Source organism: Stenotrophomonas sp. TD3 (assembly GCF_001939825.1).
Lineage (GTDB): Bacteria > Pseudomonadota > Gammaproteobacteria > Xanthomonadales > Xanthomonadaceae > Stenotrophomonas.
The window spans coordinates 477,667-493,189 of sequence record NZ_MOYM01000003.1 but is presented as its reverse complement, the minus strand read 5'-3'; the positions used below and the strand labels follow the sequence as shown (position 1 = coordinate 493,189).

Annotated in this window: 16 protein-coding genes; 2 read left to right on the top strand and 14 right to left on the bottom strand. The window is 68.6% G+C overall.

The window, feature by feature from the left end:
* Positions 1 to 50: 50 nt before the first annotated feature.
* The 14 genes from BKE09_RS21870 to BKE09_RS21805 all read right to left on the bottom strand — a co-directional run bounded on the left by BKE09_RS21870 (position 51) and on the right by BKE09_RS21805 (position 14,287).
* Positions 51 to 1,226 (bottom strand): substrate-binding domain-containing protein, encoded by a 1,176-nt coding sequence (locus BKE09_RS21870; protein ID WP_075678051.1) that lies wholly within the window; start codon positions 1,224 to 1,226, stop codon positions 51 to 53.
* A 357-nt stretch (positions 1,227 to 1,583) separates the two neighbouring features.
* The gene (gene gspF / locus BKE09_RS21865; protein ID WP_075678049.1) at positions 1,584 to 2,783 is read right to left on the bottom strand and encodes a type II secretion system inner membrane protein GspF; all 1,200 of its coding nucleotides are present in this window, start codon (positions 2,781 to 2,783) and stop codon (positions 1,584 to 1,586) included.
* Positions 2,784 to 2,790: 7 nt separating this feature from the next.
* Positions 2,791 to 4,224, bottom strand: a complete 1,434-nt coding sequence (gene gspE / locus BKE09_RS21860) for a type II secretion system ATPase GspE (RefSeq protein ID WP_075678047.1) — start codon at positions 4,222 to 4,224, stop codon at positions 2,791 to 2,793.
* Positions 4,221 to 6,602, bottom strand: coding sequence for a type II secretion system secretin GspD (gspD, locus tag BKE09_RS21855; RefSeq protein ID WP_075678045.1), 2,382 nt, complete (start codon positions 6,600 to 6,602; stop codon positions 4,221 to 4,223). The genes gspE and gspD overlap by 4 nt, the downstream gene beginning before the upstream one ends.
* Positions 6,599 to 7,126 carry a type II secretion system protein GspM gene (gene gspM, locus BKE09_RS21850; RefSeq protein WP_049444703.1) on the bottom strand — a complete coding sequence of 176 codons (528 nt, stop codon included), beginning with the start codon at positions 7,124 to 7,126 and terminating at the stop codon, positions 6,599 to 6,601. Before gspM ends, gspD begins: the two co-directional genes overlap by 4 nt.
* Entirely contained in the window at positions 7,123 to 8,286 is a 1,164-nt protein-coding gene (gene gspL, locus BKE09_RS21845) for a type II secretion system protein GspL (protein ID WP_075678043.1), read from the bottom strand. The genes gspM and gspL overlap by 4 nt, the downstream gene beginning before the upstream one ends.
* Positions 8,283 to 9,188 carry a type II secretion system minor pseudopilin GspK gene (gene gspK / locus BKE09_RS21840; RefSeq protein WP_075678342.1) on the bottom strand — a complete coding sequence of 302 codons (906 nt, stop codon included), beginning with the start codon at positions 9,186 to 9,188 and terminating at the stop codon, positions 8,283 to 8,285. Before gspK ends, gspL begins: the two co-directional genes overlap by 4 nt.
* Before the next feature lie 9 nt (positions 9,189 to 9,197).
* A complete protein-coding gene (gene gspG / locus BKE09_RS21835) occupies positions 9,198 to 9,635 on the bottom strand; it encodes a type II secretion system major pseudopilin GspG (RefSeq protein WP_014037416.1) in 438 nt (145 codons plus the stop codon).
* A 57-nt stretch (positions 9,636 to 9,692) separates the two neighbouring features.
* A complete protein-coding gene (locus tag BKE09_RS21830; protein ID WP_075678041.1) occupies positions 9,693 to 10,274 on the bottom strand; it encodes a hypothetical protein in 582 nt (193 codons plus the stop codon).
* A 120-nt stretch (positions 10,275 to 10,394) separates the two neighbouring features.
* The gene (locus tag BKE09_RS21825; RefSeq protein WP_075678039.1) at positions 10,395 to 10,946 is read right to left on the bottom strand and encodes a hypothetical protein; all 552 of its coding nucleotides are present in this window, start codon (positions 10,944 to 10,946) and stop codon (positions 10,395 to 10,397) included.
* Between the two features lie 58 nt (positions 10,947 to 11,004).
* A complete protein-coding gene (locus tag BKE09_RS21820; RefSeq protein WP_075678037.1) occupies positions 11,005 to 11,985 on the bottom strand; it encodes a DUF4880 domain-containing protein in 981 nt (326 codons plus the stop codon).
* Between the two features lie 69 nt (positions 11,986 to 12,054).
* Complete coding sequence (locus tag BKE09_RS21815) at positions 12,055 to 12,585, bottom strand: sigma-70 family RNA polymerase sigma factor (protein ID WP_032961748.1); 531 nt, start codon at positions 12,583 to 12,585, stop codon at positions 12,055 to 12,057.
* Between the two features lie 16 nt (positions 12,586 to 12,601).
* Complete coding sequence (locus BKE09_RS21810; RefSeq protein WP_075678035.1) at positions 12,602 to 13,282, bottom strand: TonB-dependent receptor; 681 nt, start codon at positions 13,280 to 13,282, stop codon at positions 12,602 to 12,604.
* Positions 13,283 to 13,822: 540 nt separating this feature from the next.
* Positions 13,823 to 14,287, bottom strand: a complete 465-nt coding sequence (locus tag BKE09_RS21805; RefSeq protein WP_005413654.1) for an Lrp/AsnC family transcriptional regulator — start codon at positions 14,285 to 14,287, stop codon at positions 13,823 to 13,825.
* A 127-nt stretch (positions 14,288 to 14,414) separates the two neighbouring features.
* On the opposite strand from BKE09_RS21805, the gene BKE09_RS21800 reads away from it, so the two are divergent.
* Both BKE09_RS21800 and BKE09_RS21795 read left to right on the top strand, forming a co-directional pair.
* Positions 14,415 to 15,146, top strand: a complete 732-nt coding sequence (locus BKE09_RS21800) for an AzlC family ABC transporter permease (protein WP_014037422.1) — start codon at positions 14,415 to 14,417, stop codon at positions 15,144 to 15,146.
* Positions 15,143 to 15,457 carry an AzlD family protein gene (locus BKE09_RS21795; protein ID WP_005409898.1) on the top strand — a complete coding sequence of 105 codons (315 nt, stop codon included), beginning with the start codon at positions 15,143 to 15,145 and terminating at the stop codon, positions 15,455 to 15,457. Before BKE09_RS21800 ends, BKE09_RS21795 begins: the two co-directional genes overlap by 4 nt.
* The last annotated feature ends 66 nt before the right edge of the window (positions 15,458 to 15,523 follow it).

Here is a 15,523-nt window from a genome sequence, read left to right as displayed (position 1 = left end):
CGGCCCAGAGGCCGGCGTCGGGTCAAGCAGGATTCAACCAGTACTGCGGATTACAGCGGACGACCGATGCTGGCGCAGGTGCTGGGGTTGTTCAGGCCGGCAGTGCTGCTGGCCAGCACGAAACGGTTGCGGATCGCATCGCGCCACGCCTTGGTCAGCGGGATGAAGCCGTGGTCGGTGATCGACTTCTCATACGCGACGGTGTAGGTCGCCGGATAGTGACGGGCCAGGAAGCCGCGCAGGCTGGTGGCAACCGCCGCATCCTTGTAGCACTGGCCGATCACCAGGTTGGTGTAGCCGGCGATCGGGTAGCCGGCCGACGGGTTGCCGAACACCGGCACCCAGTTGGCGGGGTCCTCGGCAGCGGTGCCGGTCGGCGGAGCGACGGTGTCCAGGGTGGCCTGCACGCTCACCTGGTCCGGCGAGAAGCCCTTGACCTTGGCGACCTTGGTTGCATCGGTCACGTTCGGGATGACGTCCGGGCCAACGTAGCCGATACGGCCTTCAGCAGCGTAGACAGCGTTGTACAGCGAGGTGCCACCGGTAGCCGGGGCCGGCACCAGGAACGCCGGCAGGTTGCCGTTGGCATCGCGCTTGTACAGGTCGGCGAAGGTCGACTTGATGGCGAACTTGCCGCCGACCAGCTTCGAGGTGTCAGCGTTCTCAGCGGCACAGGCCGCGGTCAGGAAGCGGCTGAACATTTCGCTGGTGCCGCTGCTTTCCGGGCGGTACACCACCTGGATCGGGCCGCTGCGGTTGGCATCGATGGTCGACCAGTCGCTGATCGCACCCGAGAACACGCCGCAGATCTGCGCCACGCTCAGGTTCACCGCAGAACCGGCCTTGTTGAACGGGATGGTGACCGAGGTGGCCACCGACGGCACCTGGATCAGCGCGCCGTAGCGGTTGGCATTGGTCGGCTGGTTGAAGTTGGTGGTGTAGGTGGTCAGCTCAGTGCCGCTCAGCACCGAATCGCTGCCGGCGAAGTGCACGGTGCCGGTGGTCGAGAACAGCAGCGAGTTGTTTTCCAGGAAGGCCTTCTTGCCGGTGCCCGAACCGGTCACGGCGTAGGTGAAGTTCGCCGGCAGGATGCTGTCGGACGAACCCTTGTAGAGGTCGGCCGGCAGCGAAGCGCCACCGCCGGTAACGGTCTGCGCCGAGGCGGCGCCAACGGTAGCGAGCAGCGCGGTGGCAACCAGCGCGGCCAGGGTCTTGTACTTGTTCATGATCTTCTCCTGAAGGGTTTACTGCGAAGGGAAACACCAAGGGAGGAACGGTCACTACACGCCTGCTGCCGCCGAGGGCCTCCCAGCCCACTCTGCGGCGACGTGTCCATGCTGGTCCGCGCCGATGACAGGCCGCTTAAGAAACCTGTGGAAGATCGAAAAAAGGTATGGAGGATTGTGTGGAGAATCGAAAGCGTGGCCACAGGCCACCTGCGGCTGTTGCCATGGGTGGCACTTCGGCGACGTCTGGGTAGAGTCGACTGCCAGTCGGCTGGCGCGCGGAGCGCGGGTCGTTTCGAAGTGCGTTTGAAAGGCAGTCGACCAACAGTCGACTCTACCCGTGATGCGCTTCGCGCATCACTGCACCAGCTGGTTCATTTCCATGATCGGCATCAGCACGGCCAGCACGATCGTCAGCACCACGCCACCCATCACCAGGATCATGGTCGGTTCCAGCAGCGCAGTGAGCGCCATCGCGCGACGCTCGATCTCGCGCGAGATGGTCTGTGCGGCGCGATCCAGCAGCGGCGCCAGCGAACCGGTCTTCTCACCACTGGCCACCAGATGCACCAGGATCGGCGGATACACCTTCTGCACCTTCAGCGCAGAGCCGAGCGCGGCACCTTCGCGTACGCGTGCAGCCACATCATCGGCACAGCGCGCCAGCAGCGCGTTTCCCAGGGTCTGTCGCGCTGCTTCCAGTGCACGCAGCAGCGGCACACCGGCATCCAGCAGGATCGCCAGCGTGGAGGCGAAGCGCGCACTGTTCACACCCAGCACGAAGCGTCCGACCATGGGCACCCGCAGCAGCATCGCGTCCCAGCGCAGGCGCAGTTCGGGCCGGCGCAACGCCAACCGCCATGCCACCACCAGCGCAGCGATGCCGAGCCCTGCCCACACGCCCCAGCTGCGCACGAACGCGCTGGCCGCCAGCATCACCTGGGTCAGCATCGGCAGCGTCTGCCGCGCCTGCACGAATGCGGTCACCACCTGCGGCACCACGTAGCTGAGCAGGAAGATCACGATCGCCACTGACACCAGGCTGATCGCCGCCGGGTAGATGAAGGCGGTCAGCACCTTGGCCTGCAGCGCATTGCGTTCTTCGATGTAGTCGGCCAGGCGCTCCATCACCCGTGCCAGATCGCCGGAGTCCTCACCGGCGCCCACCAGCGCCCGGTAGATCGGCGGAAAATCACGTGGCCGTGCAGCCAATGCCACGGTCAGGCGCTGGCCGGCACGCACGTCGGCGCGTACGGCGGTGAGTGCCTGGGCAACATGCGGGCGCTCGGCCTGTTCGATCACCGCACTCAATGCACCTTCCAACGGCAGGCTCGCGGCCAGCAGGCTGGCCAGCTGGCGCGTGGCCCAGGCCAGCTCGCTGGCGGACAGCCGGCGCGTGCCCCAGCCACTGCCCGCACTGCGCGCCGCGCTGACCTGCACGGGCGTCAGCCCACGACCGCGCAGCACCTGGCGCGCGCCGCGCGGGCTGTCGGCGTCCAGCTGCCCCTTCTCGATGCGGCCCTGCGCGTTGGCGGCCTGGTAGTCGAACAATGCCATCGCCGCCTCAGTCGTCGCCGGTGACGCGCAGGATCTCTTCCAGCGTGGTCACTCCGCTGTCGACCCAACGCTGGCCGTCCTGGCGCAAGGTCCGCATGCCGGCACGCCGCGCCGCCTCGCGCAGCGCAGGTTCACCCTGCCCTTCATGGATCAGCGCACGCACGCGATCGTCCACCACGAACAGCTCGTGGATGCCGGTACGCCCCCGGTAGCCGCTGTTGGCACAGGCCGCGCAGCCCACCGCGCGCCACACGGTACGGCCGTCGCCATCCACCTCGGCACGCCGGCATTGCGTGCACAGCCGCCGCACCAGCCGCTGCGCCAGTATACCACGCAACGACGAGGCCAGCAGGAATGGCTCCACGCCCATATCGGCCAGGCGGGTCACTGCCGAGATTGCGTCGTTGGTGTGCAGGGACGCCAGCACGCCATGGCCGGTCAGCGACGACTGCACCGCAATCTGCGCGGTCTCCAGGTCGCGGATCTCACCGATCATGATGGTGTCCGGGTCCTGGCGCAGAATGGCGCGCAGCGCCGTGCCGAAGCTCATGCCGATACGCGCGTTGACCTGGATCTGGCCGATGCCGGCGAAGTCATACTCCACCGGGTCCTCCACGGTGAGGATGTTGCTGGTGCTGCTGTCGAGCTGGCCCAACGCGGCGTACAGCGAGGTGGTCTTGCCACTGCCGGTCGGCCCGGTGACCAGCACGATGCCATGCGGCTGCCGGATCAATCCGGTGAACGTGGCCAGGGTGTCATCGGCCATGCCCAGGCGCTGCAGCTGCAGGCGACCGGCATCCTTCTCCAGCAGTCGCAGCACGGCGCGCTCGCCGTGCCCGGTCGGCACCGTGGAGACACGGATGTCCAGCGGACGCCCACCCACTCGGATCGCGATGCGCCCGTCCTGCGGCAGCCGCTTCTCGGCGATGTCCAGGTGGGCCATGATCTTGATGCGCGACACCAGTGCCGCGTGCAGTGCCCGCCGTGGCTGCACCATGTCGCGCAGGGTGCCGTCCACCCGGTAGCGCACCACCGAGTGGGTTTCGAAGGGTTCGATGTGCAGGTCGCTGGCGCCATCGCGTGCGGCCTGTGCCAGCAGCGCGTTGATCATGCGGATCACCGGCGCATCGTCCTGCGCGTCCAGCAGGTCGGTGACTTCCGGCATGTCCTGCATCAGCCGGTCCAGATCGACTTCGCTTTCGGCGGCACCCACTACGGCAGCGGCATCGCCGCCGTCACGGTACTGCTCACCCAACCGCTGCTGCCAGGTCGCCGCATCCAGGGCATGGAACGGCAGTGGGCCATGCCGGCGGCGCAGCTCGGCCACGGCCCACGCCGCGGTGTCGGCGGTGCCAAGCAACACCGGTTCGCCCCCCGCTTCGGACAGCATCACGCCGTGGCTGCGCACCCAGGCGTACGGCAGTGGCGCGGCGGCGCTCACGGCCCAATCACCAGTTCCGGCGTGTAGCCCAGCCCGCGCAGCTGCTGCAGTGCCGGGTCCAGCGTCGCCGGATCGCGTGGCAATCGCACGCGCAGGCGTTGCCCGCTCTCGCCGGGCGTCGCTTCGGCATAGGCCTGCAGGCCCAGTGCCCGCGCCTGTGCCACGCCCTGGCTGGCACGCGCCGGGTCCAGCCCCTGCGCGAACTGCACCAGCTGCGCATCGCCGTCACCGGACGGGTACAACGCCGCCAGGCTGGTGTTCTGCAGCGGCTGGCCCTGCCCATCGCGCGCGTTGCCCTGGCCGAGCACAGACAGGTCCTGCGGTGGCAGCTGCGGCGCCGAAAGCGCGGGCAATGCCCAGCTCTGTACTGGCTGCGCGCCGGCCTGCGCGTTGCGCATGTAGTCGTAGCGGTCGCGGGTCAGGCGCTGGCCGGCGGCGGGGTCGCGCACCACGTGCGGGCGCAGGAACACCATCAGGTTGGTCTTGGCGCGCTTGCGCGTGTCGCTGCGGAACAAGGCGCCCAGCACCGGGATCTTTCCAAGCCCCGGCACTGCATCACGGCCATGGCTGACGCTGTCTTCCAGCAGGCCACCCAGCACCATGATCTGGCCATCGTCCAGCAGCACGCTGGTATCCAGGGCGCGCTTGTTGGTGATGATGCCGGCCGTGCTGTTCGCACTCTGCGCGTCGATGCTGCTGACTTCCTGGTAGATGTCCAGCTTCACCGTGCCGCCCTCGGAAATCTGCGGGCGTACCCGCAGCTTCAGGCCCACGTCCTCGCGCACGATGGTCTGGAACGGGTTGTTGCTGCCGCCGCCACCGTCGGTCACGTAGCGGCCGCTGACGAACGGCACGGTCTGGCCGACCATGATGCTGGCCGCCTCGTTGTCCAGCGTCATCAGGTTCGGCGTGGACAGGATGTTGGCACCGCCCTTGCTCTGCAGCGCGTTGGCCAGCGCCTTCATGTTGAGGATCTGGCCGACACCGGGCAGGTTGATGGTGCCGTCGATGACGCCGATCTTCAGGCCGTCCTTGGGCAACACGTCCAGGGTGGTGCGTGCGGTGGTGTTCAGCCCGCTGCCGCCGGTGGTGCCGCCGAAGTGGGTGCCGCCGAAGGTGCGGCCATTGCCCAGCATCCACTGCACGCCCAGTTCGGCCGCGTCGGTCTGGTTGACCTCCACGATCAGGCTTTCCACCAGCACCTGTGCACGGCGCTGGTCGAGCTGGTCGATCACCCGCCGCAGGTTGCGGTACACCGGCTCCGGCGCCGAGATCAGCAGCGTGTTGGTGGCCACGTCCGCCTGCACCGAAATGCCGTTCTGGCTGAAGCCGGTGCTGCCGGCGTCGATCGGGTCGCGGCGGTTCGGGTCCAGCCGCTGCGACTCCAGCGCATTGCCACCGGTCTTGGCCTGCTGTGGCTGCGACGGTTGCGCGGGTGTGGAACGGTTTGCATCGCCGGGCAGTGGCGTGATGCCTTCGTTGCTGCCCATTGCCGGTGCATCGCTCTGCCCGGCCACAACGCCGCGCAGCACACCGGCGAGCTGGTTGGCCTGGGCATTGCGCAGGTAGACCACATGCAGGTTGCCGGACTCGTCCTGCGCGCGGTCCAGTTTCTCCACCAGCTGCCGCGCCAGACGGGTGCGGCCGGGACTGCTGGAACGCAGCAGCACGCTGTTGCTGCGCGGGTCGGCCATCACCACCACTTTCTGGCTCGGTTCGGCGCCCTGCGCATCCAGCAGCGGCGCGACCATCGCCGCCACGTCAACGGCAATGCCCTGCTGCAGCTTCACCACATCAGTGTCCATGCCAGCCGGCGTGTCGACGCTGGCGATCACCCGTGCGATGCGCTCCAGGTTGTCGGCATAGTCGGTGATCACCAGGGTGTTGTTGCCCGGGTTGGCAGTGATCGGATTGTCCGGGCTGATCATCGGCCGCAGCACTGCCACCAGCGCGGCCGCGTTCTCGTAGCGCAGCGCGAAGGTGCGCGTGGCGATCTCGCCCCCTGCACCGCCACTGCCCACGCGGCCACCGAGCAGCTTGGCGTCGGCCTGCGGCACCACCCGGCTGACGCCGCCGTTCTCGACCACGGCGAAGCCGCGCATGCGCAGCGCGCCCAGCAGCAGCTGGTAGGCCTGGGTACGGCTGACCGGGCCATCGGAGACCACTGTCATCTTGCCGGTCACCCGTGGGTCGACCAGGAACTGGCGGCCGGTGAACCGTGCTGCCATGCGCAGCACGCCACCGATATCGGTATCCACCAGGTTCAGCTGCACCGGCTCATCGCGGGTGTCCTGCGCCGCCACCGGCGCCGGCACGTGGGCCATGCCCACGATCAGGGCCAATGCAGTACTGCAGGCAAGGCTGCGCATCGCCCTCATGGATGGGCACCCGCAGTGGCCACCATCACGATGTTTCCGGAAATCCGTGCCGCCGGCATGTTCGCATCCCCTGTGCGTGTCAGTTGCAGCTGCTGCAGCTCGATGGCCGGGTCGGCCAGCAGCGGCAGCAGCCAGTTCCATAGCGCGTCGGCGGGCACCGCCTGCACCTGCAGGTGCCAGCGCCCGTCGCGCGCTTCGATATGCAGGCCGTCGGCAAGGCCGGCGGATCTGATTCCGTCCCGCAGGCTGGCCAGCGTCGGGTGCTGGCCCTGCGCCTGCTGCTGGCGCTCACGGGCGCGAAGCAGCGGCGCCAGTGCGCGGGACTGCGCCTGCAGCCGTGGCAGTTCGGCCTGCCAGTGCGTGCGCTGCTTCAGCAGGGGCTCCAGCCACAACGACCACAGGCCCGCTGCCAGCAGCGCCACCACCATCACCCACAGCATCAGCCGGTCGCGTGGTGGCAGGCGCTGCCAGCGCTGCTGCAGGCCCGCCACTCCCTCCCCCAGCCGCAGTGTACGGGCAGTCACTGTCCAGCTCCGCTCACCCGCAGGCGCCCACCGGCGTCGCGCGCCAGCTGCAGGCCCTGCACCTGCACCGCCTGCTGCCAGTGCTCCAGGCGTTGAGGATCATCGGCCAACGCCTGGGCATCGGCATCCAGCTCCATGTCCAGCTGGCCAGGCTGGTAATGCAGGCTGCGCACCTGCCCCGCCAGCTCCGGAACGGCCTGCAGCGTGCTGGCGACCTGCCGTTGCAACGGCGGCAACGGCGGCGCCGGCGGTGGCACCGCCAGAGCACGCCGTGCCTGCAGCACCGGATCCACCACATCGGTGATCTCCGGGAAGCGTGCGCTGAACTGCCGCGCCATGTCCTGTTGCAGCGCCTCGCCCTCGATCCGCCAGCGCGAGACCTGCAGCTGCAGGCCGAGCGCGGCCAGCAGCACTGCCGCCAACGCGAGGCCGATCGCCAGTCGTGGCGCTTGCCGACCCGCACCGGGCAGCGGCAATGACCACCCCGGCAGAGGGCCACACGCCTGCTGTTCATGCGTGACGGCGGTGGCCGGCAGGCTGTCCGGCCACGCAGGCGGCACGCTGTCGATCCATTGCACGGCCTGCACGCCGGCCTGTTGCAGGCGCACGGCCAGGGCCTGCATCACGGCACACGCGTCCCGTCCGCCATACCATTGGACGAACCCACGATCGCGCCCGCTGCGCACCAGCAGGTGCTCGCCGCTGACCTGCAGCGTGGCCTGTCCGTCCTGCCACGGCAGCAGCAGCGGCGTCGGATACAGCGCCTGCAGCTGCAGTGCGCACGAGGCCAGCAGCTGCTGCGCCTGCAGGACCGCCTGCTGGCCGAGCCAGGCCACCGGAACGGTGCCGTCAGCCGCCTGTGCACCGTGCGCCAGCGCCACCTCCTGCAGGTCATCCAGCAGCATCGCCTCCACCTCGCCCTGCAGCGCCGACTGCAGGCGCCGCCCGGACAACGGCGGCAGCTGAAGTTCCAGCAGGATCAGGTCGTGCGGATCGAGGCAGGCGCGCACCGTCGCCTTCGGATGACGCAGACCAAGCGCGGCCAGCGTGTCGCGGCCGTGTGCCACTACCTCGCCCTTGTGCAGCTGAACCCACTCCACCGTGCTGTCGGCGCGCAGGCACTCCAGCGCCGGCAGGCGCACCCGAAGCTGCACGTTCATGCGCCGATCCTCGTCCACACGCGCTGCACGCGCGCCCCATCGTCGCGGTACTCGCGCCAGAGCAACGCACGGAACTCGACCGCACTGCCATCGGCCTGCACCTGGCCGACCGCAAGGAACCACTCGCTATGGATGCCCAAGGGAAGCACGGCCATCTGTTCGTTGCTCAGTTGAAGTCGATTGGCGATGTCGCCGCGGTTGAGCAGCCAATGGCCGCCGTCGCGCTCACTGAGCAGCGCCTGCAGCCGTGCCGGCTCGACCGCAGGCGTCACCGCCTGCAGAACGCTCAGGTCGCTGGTGTTGGCGTTGACCAGGGTCTGCGCCGGCAGCACCACGGTGCGCCGCGCCAGCGCCTGTAGTGCCACCGGATCGGCACCGGCCAGTGCCTGCGCGATCAGTGATTCGCGCGGCAGTGGGGCCTGTGCCTGGATGTCGCCGTCGCGCAGGCGCGCCTGGATGTGGTCCGCCGCGGATGCGCAGGCGCCCTGGCCCAGCCCCTGTGCAGCACACAACGAGATGAACGCGCGTCGCGCCTCGGGATCCGGCAGGCCATGTGCCAGCAGGTTGCGCAGGTTGAACTTCGACTGCGCATCAACCAGCTGCAGCTGCACCGCCAACGGCGCCTGCAGCGTCAGCGGACGCGCCCAACGGCCGCCACGCACCGTGGTCAGCTGCTCCTTTACATCGTCACGCAGCTGCTGCGCCGCCCGCTCCAGGGTGGCATCGACCGCCATGCGCACCTGTGCACGCAGCTGGTCACTACGCAGCGCGCGCAGCTGCGCCGACTGCCGGGTCAGCAGTGCAGTGGCAATCACCGCCACCAATGCCACCACCAGCAGGGCGACAATCACCGCCATGCCACGCTGGCGGGCGCACGGGACCGAACGCGTCCGGGCTGTCATCAGCACGCCTCACAGCTGCCAGGAGCCGATATCCGCGTTCCCGGCGTCGCCACCGGGCTTGCTGTCCGCACCCAGCGAGAACACATCGATGTCGCCATGGGTCCCGGGAATCTGGTACTGGTACGGATGGCCCCATGGGTCATTCGGCAGGCGATCCAGATACGGTGTCACCGGCATCGCACCGCTGCCCTGCGGCGGCTTCACCAGCGCCTGCAGGCCCTGCTCGGCACTGGGATAGCGACCATTGTCCAGCTTGAACAGCTTCAGCGCCTGCATCAGCGCCGCGATGTCCTGGCGCGCCGCCACCACGCGCGCCTGGTCGGGACGGTCCATCAACCGCGGCACGATCAATGCCGCGAGAATGCCGATGATCACCACCACCACCATGATCTCGATCAGGCTGAAACCCTGCTGCCGAGCCCTGCGACCACCCACCTGCCTTGCCATTGTTCCGCCCTCGTCATCCTGGAAGAGACCGCTGCGCCATGGTCAGCGGTGCATGTGTCAGTACGATAAACATCCGCCGGCAATTCGCTGCGCCTGTGCCTGCGCGGGCGCAGGGGCAGCCGGTACGCGTGCCGCCTCGAACAGGTGGGGTGGCACGCTGGCCAGCGTTTCGTCGATGCAGCCGCGCAGCAGCGGATGCGCGCACGCCTGCAGCAGGCGCACGCACTGCATCGGCGACCATGCGGTGCCATGGTCGAGGCCGATGAACGTCCGGTAGGCCTGGTGATAGCGCAGATCGTCGTACACGCGCTGCGCACTGTTGAGATCACGCACGACCACCAGCAGGGCCGCACGTTGCAGCACCCGCACATCGCCTGCATCAAGCGGCAGCGCGTTCATGGCCGCTTCGGGCCAGGGCCGCAGCTGCAGATCGAGGGCGCGTCGCAGCGCCGCCAACGGATGCGCGCTGCTGTCCAGTGCCGCCCAGCGCGCTGCATCGGCCCAGGCATCACTGGACAGCACCCAGACCCACGAGTGCCCGTAACGTTGCACGTTCAAGGGCGTGTGCCGCGCCTGCTCCAGAGACTGGCTCAGGTGACGATCCAGCTCCAGCATGCTGATCCTGCGACTGTCTGCCATCTGCGTCGCCCGTGCTCCGCGACGCGTGGTGCGTCGTACTCTGGAGAAGACGTCAGCAAGGCAGGTGAAGCGACACCGCGAACGCAAGTCTGTGCGCTGCATGGCGCTTCATCGGCAACGTCATCGCAGCGTCATGCGCCTGAAGGCTTCGCGCTGCAGTCGCGGTGCGTCACCGCCGCAGCGGCGGGCCAGTACCGCCACGTCGCTGCGCGCGGCGAACGCGACCAGCGCATCCGTCATGTCCACGTCATCGCACCATGACGCCATCGCAATGCGCACCGCCGGCAGCTGCCAGCCGTCCATCACCCCGCGGGTGCCCGCCACGAACCAGTGCCACAGCCGATGGTGCAGCACCTGCTCGTGCAGCTGCGCGAGATCCTCGATGCCATGCATGTCCATCAGCAGCAGTGCGCGTGCAAGCACCGCAGGCGGCAACGCACCGGTTTCAGCCAGTGGCAACACCTGCTGCTGCAGGCGCAACAGCATCGCCAGCGGGTGCGACTGCGGATCGAAGTCCAGCAGCACGACCTGTTGCTGCCACTGCGCGTCGGACACCACACACACCCATGGCGAGCCGTAGCGGTGCACCATCAAAGGCCGTCGCTGGGTGGTTTCCAGCAACGCCGACAGATTGCGGCGCAGATCCAGCACACCGATGGTCTCGTTGCGCATCCTTGGCGTCTCCTTGCTTGCAACAGCCCTGCGCGGCGCGCACGGCCAGCGTCTTCACCTAACCAAGGACGGCAATGCCACCCGGAAAGCGACGCAGATCCAGCGACATCGTCAGTCGCAGCTGCTCCAGCGCCGCGTCCGGGTCATCGATGCGGAAGCGGCCGCTGACCGGGGCACGTGCCAACGCCGATTCGCCCAGCAGCACCTTGCCGCGGCGGTAGCGGTTGATTTCATCCACCACCTCGCGCAGCGGCGCGCGGCGGAACACCAGCATGCCTTCGGTCCAGGCACTCACTTCCGAGGCCACGGCTTCGGCCACCACGCCACTGAGGCGCTCGTCGTACTGGGTCTGCTGGCCCGCCTGCAGCTGCAGGCGGCCCTGCGGATGCTCGATGCGGGCGCTGCCCTGCAGGCAGGTCACCCGTACCTGGCCGTGGGTGTTGCGCACGTCCAGGCGCACCGCACCTTCATCGGCAATCACGCAGCCCGGCCCTGCGAACAGGGCCAGGCGCAGGCCGGCCTGGGTTTCGATCGCGGCCTGGCCCTGCACCAGTTCGAAGCCTTCGCCCTGCGCGTCCGCACGGCGGCGCAGGCTGCTCTGCGTATCCAGCTCGATCTTCAGCTGTGGCGAAGGTGCGATCTGCAGGCGCTCACCGGTACCGGTGTGGAAATCGGCCGTCATCGCCGTCACCGAGGGCCACAGCCCCAGCGGCGGGCGGATCGCCGCCACCACTACCAGGCTGGCCGGGGCGGCAATCGCGGCGCCCAGGAAGGCACGCCGGCTCCAGCGCTGGGCCGGTGTCGGCGCGACCGGTTGCCGTGCGGCGACAGGCAGCTGCTCGCCGGCCAGTCGCACCTGCTCCCATTGCTGGCGCGCGCGCCCGAATGCTTCGCGATGACACGGATCGGCCTCGCACCACGCGCGGAACCTGCGCCCGTCGGCCGCAGTGGCCTCGCCCGAGGTCAGCCGCACCACCCACGCGTGGGCCTGACGCTCGACGGCATCCAGCGGGCGTTGCGGGCGATCGTCAGGATCCATGGGGGCTCATGCCGGACCCGCACGCTGCGGGGTTCTGCTCGGCGTCAAAGTGTAGACGGATGCCGCCGCTCAGAACCGCACCTGGCGCCCCTGCCCGCTGCGCTCGGCCAGATAGTCCTGGGCCGCCTTCAACTCACGCTGCACCAACCGCAGCGACACGCCGAGGTGATCGGCGACGTCGCGCTGCTGCAGGCCGTCGACGCGGATCGCCAGCAGGATGCGGCGACGGCGCTCGGGCATGCGCTGCAGCAGACCGACCATGTCTTCCAGCGCGAAGTCCAGTTCGGCCGCCTGCGCCGGGCCCGGTGCCGGGTCGGCCATGTCCATCAGCGTCTCCACCTCTTCCAGGCTCAGCAGGCGGTGGTCGGCACGTTGGCGGTCGATCACGGTATTCATCGCCATGCGCAGCAGGTAGGCCGCGGGGTTCTGCACGGCATCCAGGCGGTCACGGCGCGCACTCAGGCGCATCCAGGTGTCCTGCAGCGCGTCACCGGCCAGCTCTTCCGAGCCCAGCTTGCGCACCAGCCGGCGCTTCAGCTCGTCGTAGGCCCCCAGAAGGTGGTCCATCAGGTCAACTGCCCCAGCCGTACCGTTGCTCATGTTCGAATCCTTGAAGTCATGGAAGGGGCGCGCGCCGGCCACAGTCGTGGTCGGTGCCGGAAGGACGGATCTGCAGGGTCACCGGCTGCGGCAGCGCAGCGGCATCCGGCGCCAGCACCAGGCCCTGCAGCGCCTGCAGCAGGCGCGCATCGCGGCGGGCACTGCCACTGCCGGACAGCAGCTCGGGCTGCTGCACCTGGCCTTCGCCGTCGACGCGGAAGCGCAGCGTTGCGGCATAGCGGCCGGGCGCGATCTCGGAGTCGTCACAGAACGCCGCACGCAGGCGCTGCTGCAGGCCGCCATAGCGGCGCCGACGCTCGGCCTCGGGAAGGCCGGTGCCAACATCCGCCTCGGCCGCCGGCTGCCCGCCCCGGCGCAGCACCACGCGCTGCTCGCCGATCACCTCGGCCTCGATACCGGTGTCCTGCAGCAGCATCTGCAGCGCAGGAAGCGGCGCCAGGCTGGCGCGCAGCGCATGGCTGTTGCGGCCGGCGGCAAGGTCGCCCGGGTACATCACCGACCACCCGCTGATGACACTGAAACGCTCGACCGCCTGCTCCAGCGGTTGCGCGGGGATGTCGTAGGCATGAACACCGTCCTGCGCCACAGCGGCAAAGGACAGCAGCAGCCATGCGGCGATGGCCACCTTCCAAGTTCTGACCGCATGGTGTCCATTCAGCCCCCTGACGTAGAACACATGACCCTCGGCAGCGACAGCAGCTGCAGTGGACGCGCGGCACGACCGGAACCCCGGCCCGCGCGCGACCAGCAAGCGGGCTCAAACCGTACCGGGGGCACATGTCATTGCGATGACCGCCGCCTACGGCCGGCGTGGAGCCAGGCTCCGTGAACCCAGTCACTCATCAGGCATCAATGAATCGAACAGACCACGTCATCCACGCCTGGGGTCAGAGCCCGTTGCGCAGCAACGGGATCCGACCCCTTGCCGGCCAAAACGTGTCGACCAAGGTCGACACCCACCAAGAGCGGCTCATGCCGTTCCGACAGATCGCGGAAATCTGTCGAAGGCGGAGTGGGTCCGGTTGCGGGGGCGTGAGCCGCATGGATGCGGCGACCGAGCTTACATGGACGTACTTGCAGCGTCCCCTGCAACCGGACCCACCCCGCCATCCCACGGAATGCACGCCGTTGCTTCGGCCGTTGCTCCTGACGTTGCCGGCCAGCGGCCGGCACTACCGCGGGTGCCGGGTGCAACCCGGCCGGAAACCACCCATCCTCAAAGCGGCAGCTGGGTGGTCTGCTTGATCCGCTGCATCGGGATCTCGGTCTTGGTGTTCTGCACCCCGGCAATCCGGTTCAGGTGCTGCATCTGGAACTGCCGGTAGGCATCAAGGTCCGCCACCGCCACCCGCAGCAGGAAATCGCAGTCGCCCGCCATCAGATGACATTCAAGCACTTCGGGGAAAGACTTGATGCTGTTGATGAAGTGGTTGGTGGTGTCTTCGTCCTGCCCGCGCAGCCAGACCCGCACGAACACCGTGAAGCCACGCCCCACCTTGGCCTCATTCAGCAGGGCGACGTAGCGGTCGATGTAGCCGCCCTCCTCCAGCAGCCGCACCCGCCGCAGGCAGGCCGAGGGCGAAAGGCCCACCAGCCGGGCCAGCTCCAGGTTCTGCAGCCGTCCGTCACGCTGCAGGGCGTCGAGGATGCGGCGATCGAGATTGTCGAGCTGGTACTGCATGGGATTTCACCGTTGGCGACATTGGCCGCATGGAATCTCAATATTCCCGAATCGAATGGCATCAACGCAACCCGATTTCGCGATCAGGCCGCTAGCATGGGCCACCCCCACCTTGTTGTGCCGCTCCATGGACGCCCGTACCACCCTCCCCCTGCCCGACACCTGCGATACCGCCCCGCGTGCCGAATTCCTGCGTGGCCTGCGCGCCGCCGTGCCGGTGATGATCGGCTTCATCCCCTTCGCCCTGGTGCTCGGCGCGCAGGCGGCCCAGAAGGGCCTGAGCGCATTGGAAGTGCCGCTGATGACCGGCCTCAACTTCGCCGGCGGCTCGGAGTTCGCCGCCGTCGAACTGTGGACCTCGCCGCCGCATATCGCGCTGATCGTGGCGATCACCGCGCTGGTCAACAGCCGCCACCTGCTGATGGGCGCCAGCCTGGCCCCGCTGCTGCAGCACCTGCCGCGCCGCCGCGTGCTGCCGGCGCTGTTCTTCATGTGCGACGAGAGCTGGGCGATGGGCGTGGCCGATGCGCGCCGCCGTGCGCTCGGCTTCAGCCTGGCCTATTACCTGGGCGTGTCGGCAGGCCTGTACACGGTCTGGGTGGCCTGCACCGCGCTGGGCGCGATCGTTGGGCCGATGCTGGGCGACATCCATGCCTACGGCTTCGACATGGCCTTCCCCGCCGTGTTCCTGGTCCTGCTGCGCGGCATGTGGCAGGGCATGAAGGCCGCGCGCCCGTGGCTGGTCAGCCTGGTGGTCGCCGCTGCCACCTACCTGCTGGTGCCGGGTGCGTGGTACGTGGCCAGCGGCGCACTGGCGGGCCTGGCCGCGGCCTGGCTGCTGGCGGAGGACGCAGCATGATCTTCAACGGCCTGATCCACTGGACCTCGGTGCTGACCATCGTGCTGATGGCCGCCGCCACCTACCTGACCCGCATCGTCGGCTTCCTCGCCCTGCGCAACCGCACGCTGAGCAAGCGCGCGGTAACGGTGATGGAAGCCGCGCCGGGCTGCGTGCTGATCTCGGTGATCGCGCCCGACTTCGTCGCCGACAAGCCCGCCGACCTCGCCGCGCTGGCGATCACCCTGCTGGCCGCCACGCGGCTGTCGATGCTGCCGACCGTGCTGATCGGCGTGGTCTCGGCGGGTGTACTGCGCTATCTGATGGGCTGACGCGCTCGCCGTTCCTGTAGAGCCGAGCCCATGCTCGACTGCTGGCATTCCCGCTTGCCGCATGAG

Excerpts from the sequence above, each read along its gene's own strand:
- BKE09_RS21870 (WP_075678051.1), bottom strand. The coding sequence starts at position 1,226 with ATGAACAAGTACAAGACCCTGGCCGCGCTGGTTGCCACCGCGCTGCTC.
- gspF (WP_075678049.1), bottom strand. The coding sequence starts at position 2,783 with ATGGCATTGTTCGACTACCAGGCCGCCAACGCGCAGGGCCGCATCGAG.
- gspD (WP_075678045.1), bottom strand. The coding sequence starts at position 6,602 with ATGAGGGCGATGCGCAGCCTTGCCTGCAGTACTGCATTGGCCCTGATC.
- gspL (WP_075678043.1), bottom strand. The coding sequence starts at position 8,286 with ATGAACGTGCAGCTTCGGGTGCGCCTGCCGGCGCTGGAGTGCCTGCGC.
- gspK (WP_075678342.1), bottom strand. The coding sequence starts at position 9,188 with ATGACAGCCCGGACGCGTTCGGTCCCGTGCGCCCGCCAGCGTGGCATG.
- gspG (WP_014037416.1), bottom strand. The coding sequence starts at position 9,635 with ATGGCAAGGCAGGTGGGTGGTCGCAGGGCTCGGCAGCAGGGTTTCAGC.
- BKE09_RS21830 (WP_075678041.1), bottom strand. The coding sequence starts at position 10,274 with ATGGCAGACAGTCGCAGGATCAGCATGCTGGAGCTGGATCGTCACCTG.
- BKE09_RS21825 (WP_075678039.1), bottom strand. The coding sequence starts at position 10,946 with ATGCGCAACGAGACCATCGGTGTGCTGGATCTGCGCCGCAATCTGTCG.
- BKE09_RS21820 (WP_075678037.1), bottom strand. The coding sequence starts at position 11,985 with ATGGATCCTGACGATCGCCCGCAACGCCCGCTGGATGCCGTCGAGCGT.
- BKE09_RS21815 (WP_032961748.1), bottom strand. The coding sequence starts at position 12,585 with ATGAGCAACGGTACGGCTGGGGCAGTTGACCTGATGGACCACCTTCTG.
- BKE09_RS21805 (WP_005413654.1), bottom strand. The coding sequence starts at position 14,287 with ATGCAGTACCAGCTCGACAATCTCGATCGCCGCATCCTCGACGCCCTG.
- BKE09_RS21800 (WP_014037422.1), top strand. The coding sequence starts at position 14,415 with ATGGACGCCCGTACCACCCTCCCCCTGCCCGACACCTGCGATACCGCC.
- BKE09_RS21795 (WP_005409898.1), top strand. The coding sequence starts at position 15,143 with ATGATCTTCAACGGCCTGATCCACTGGACCTCGGTGCTGACCATCGTG.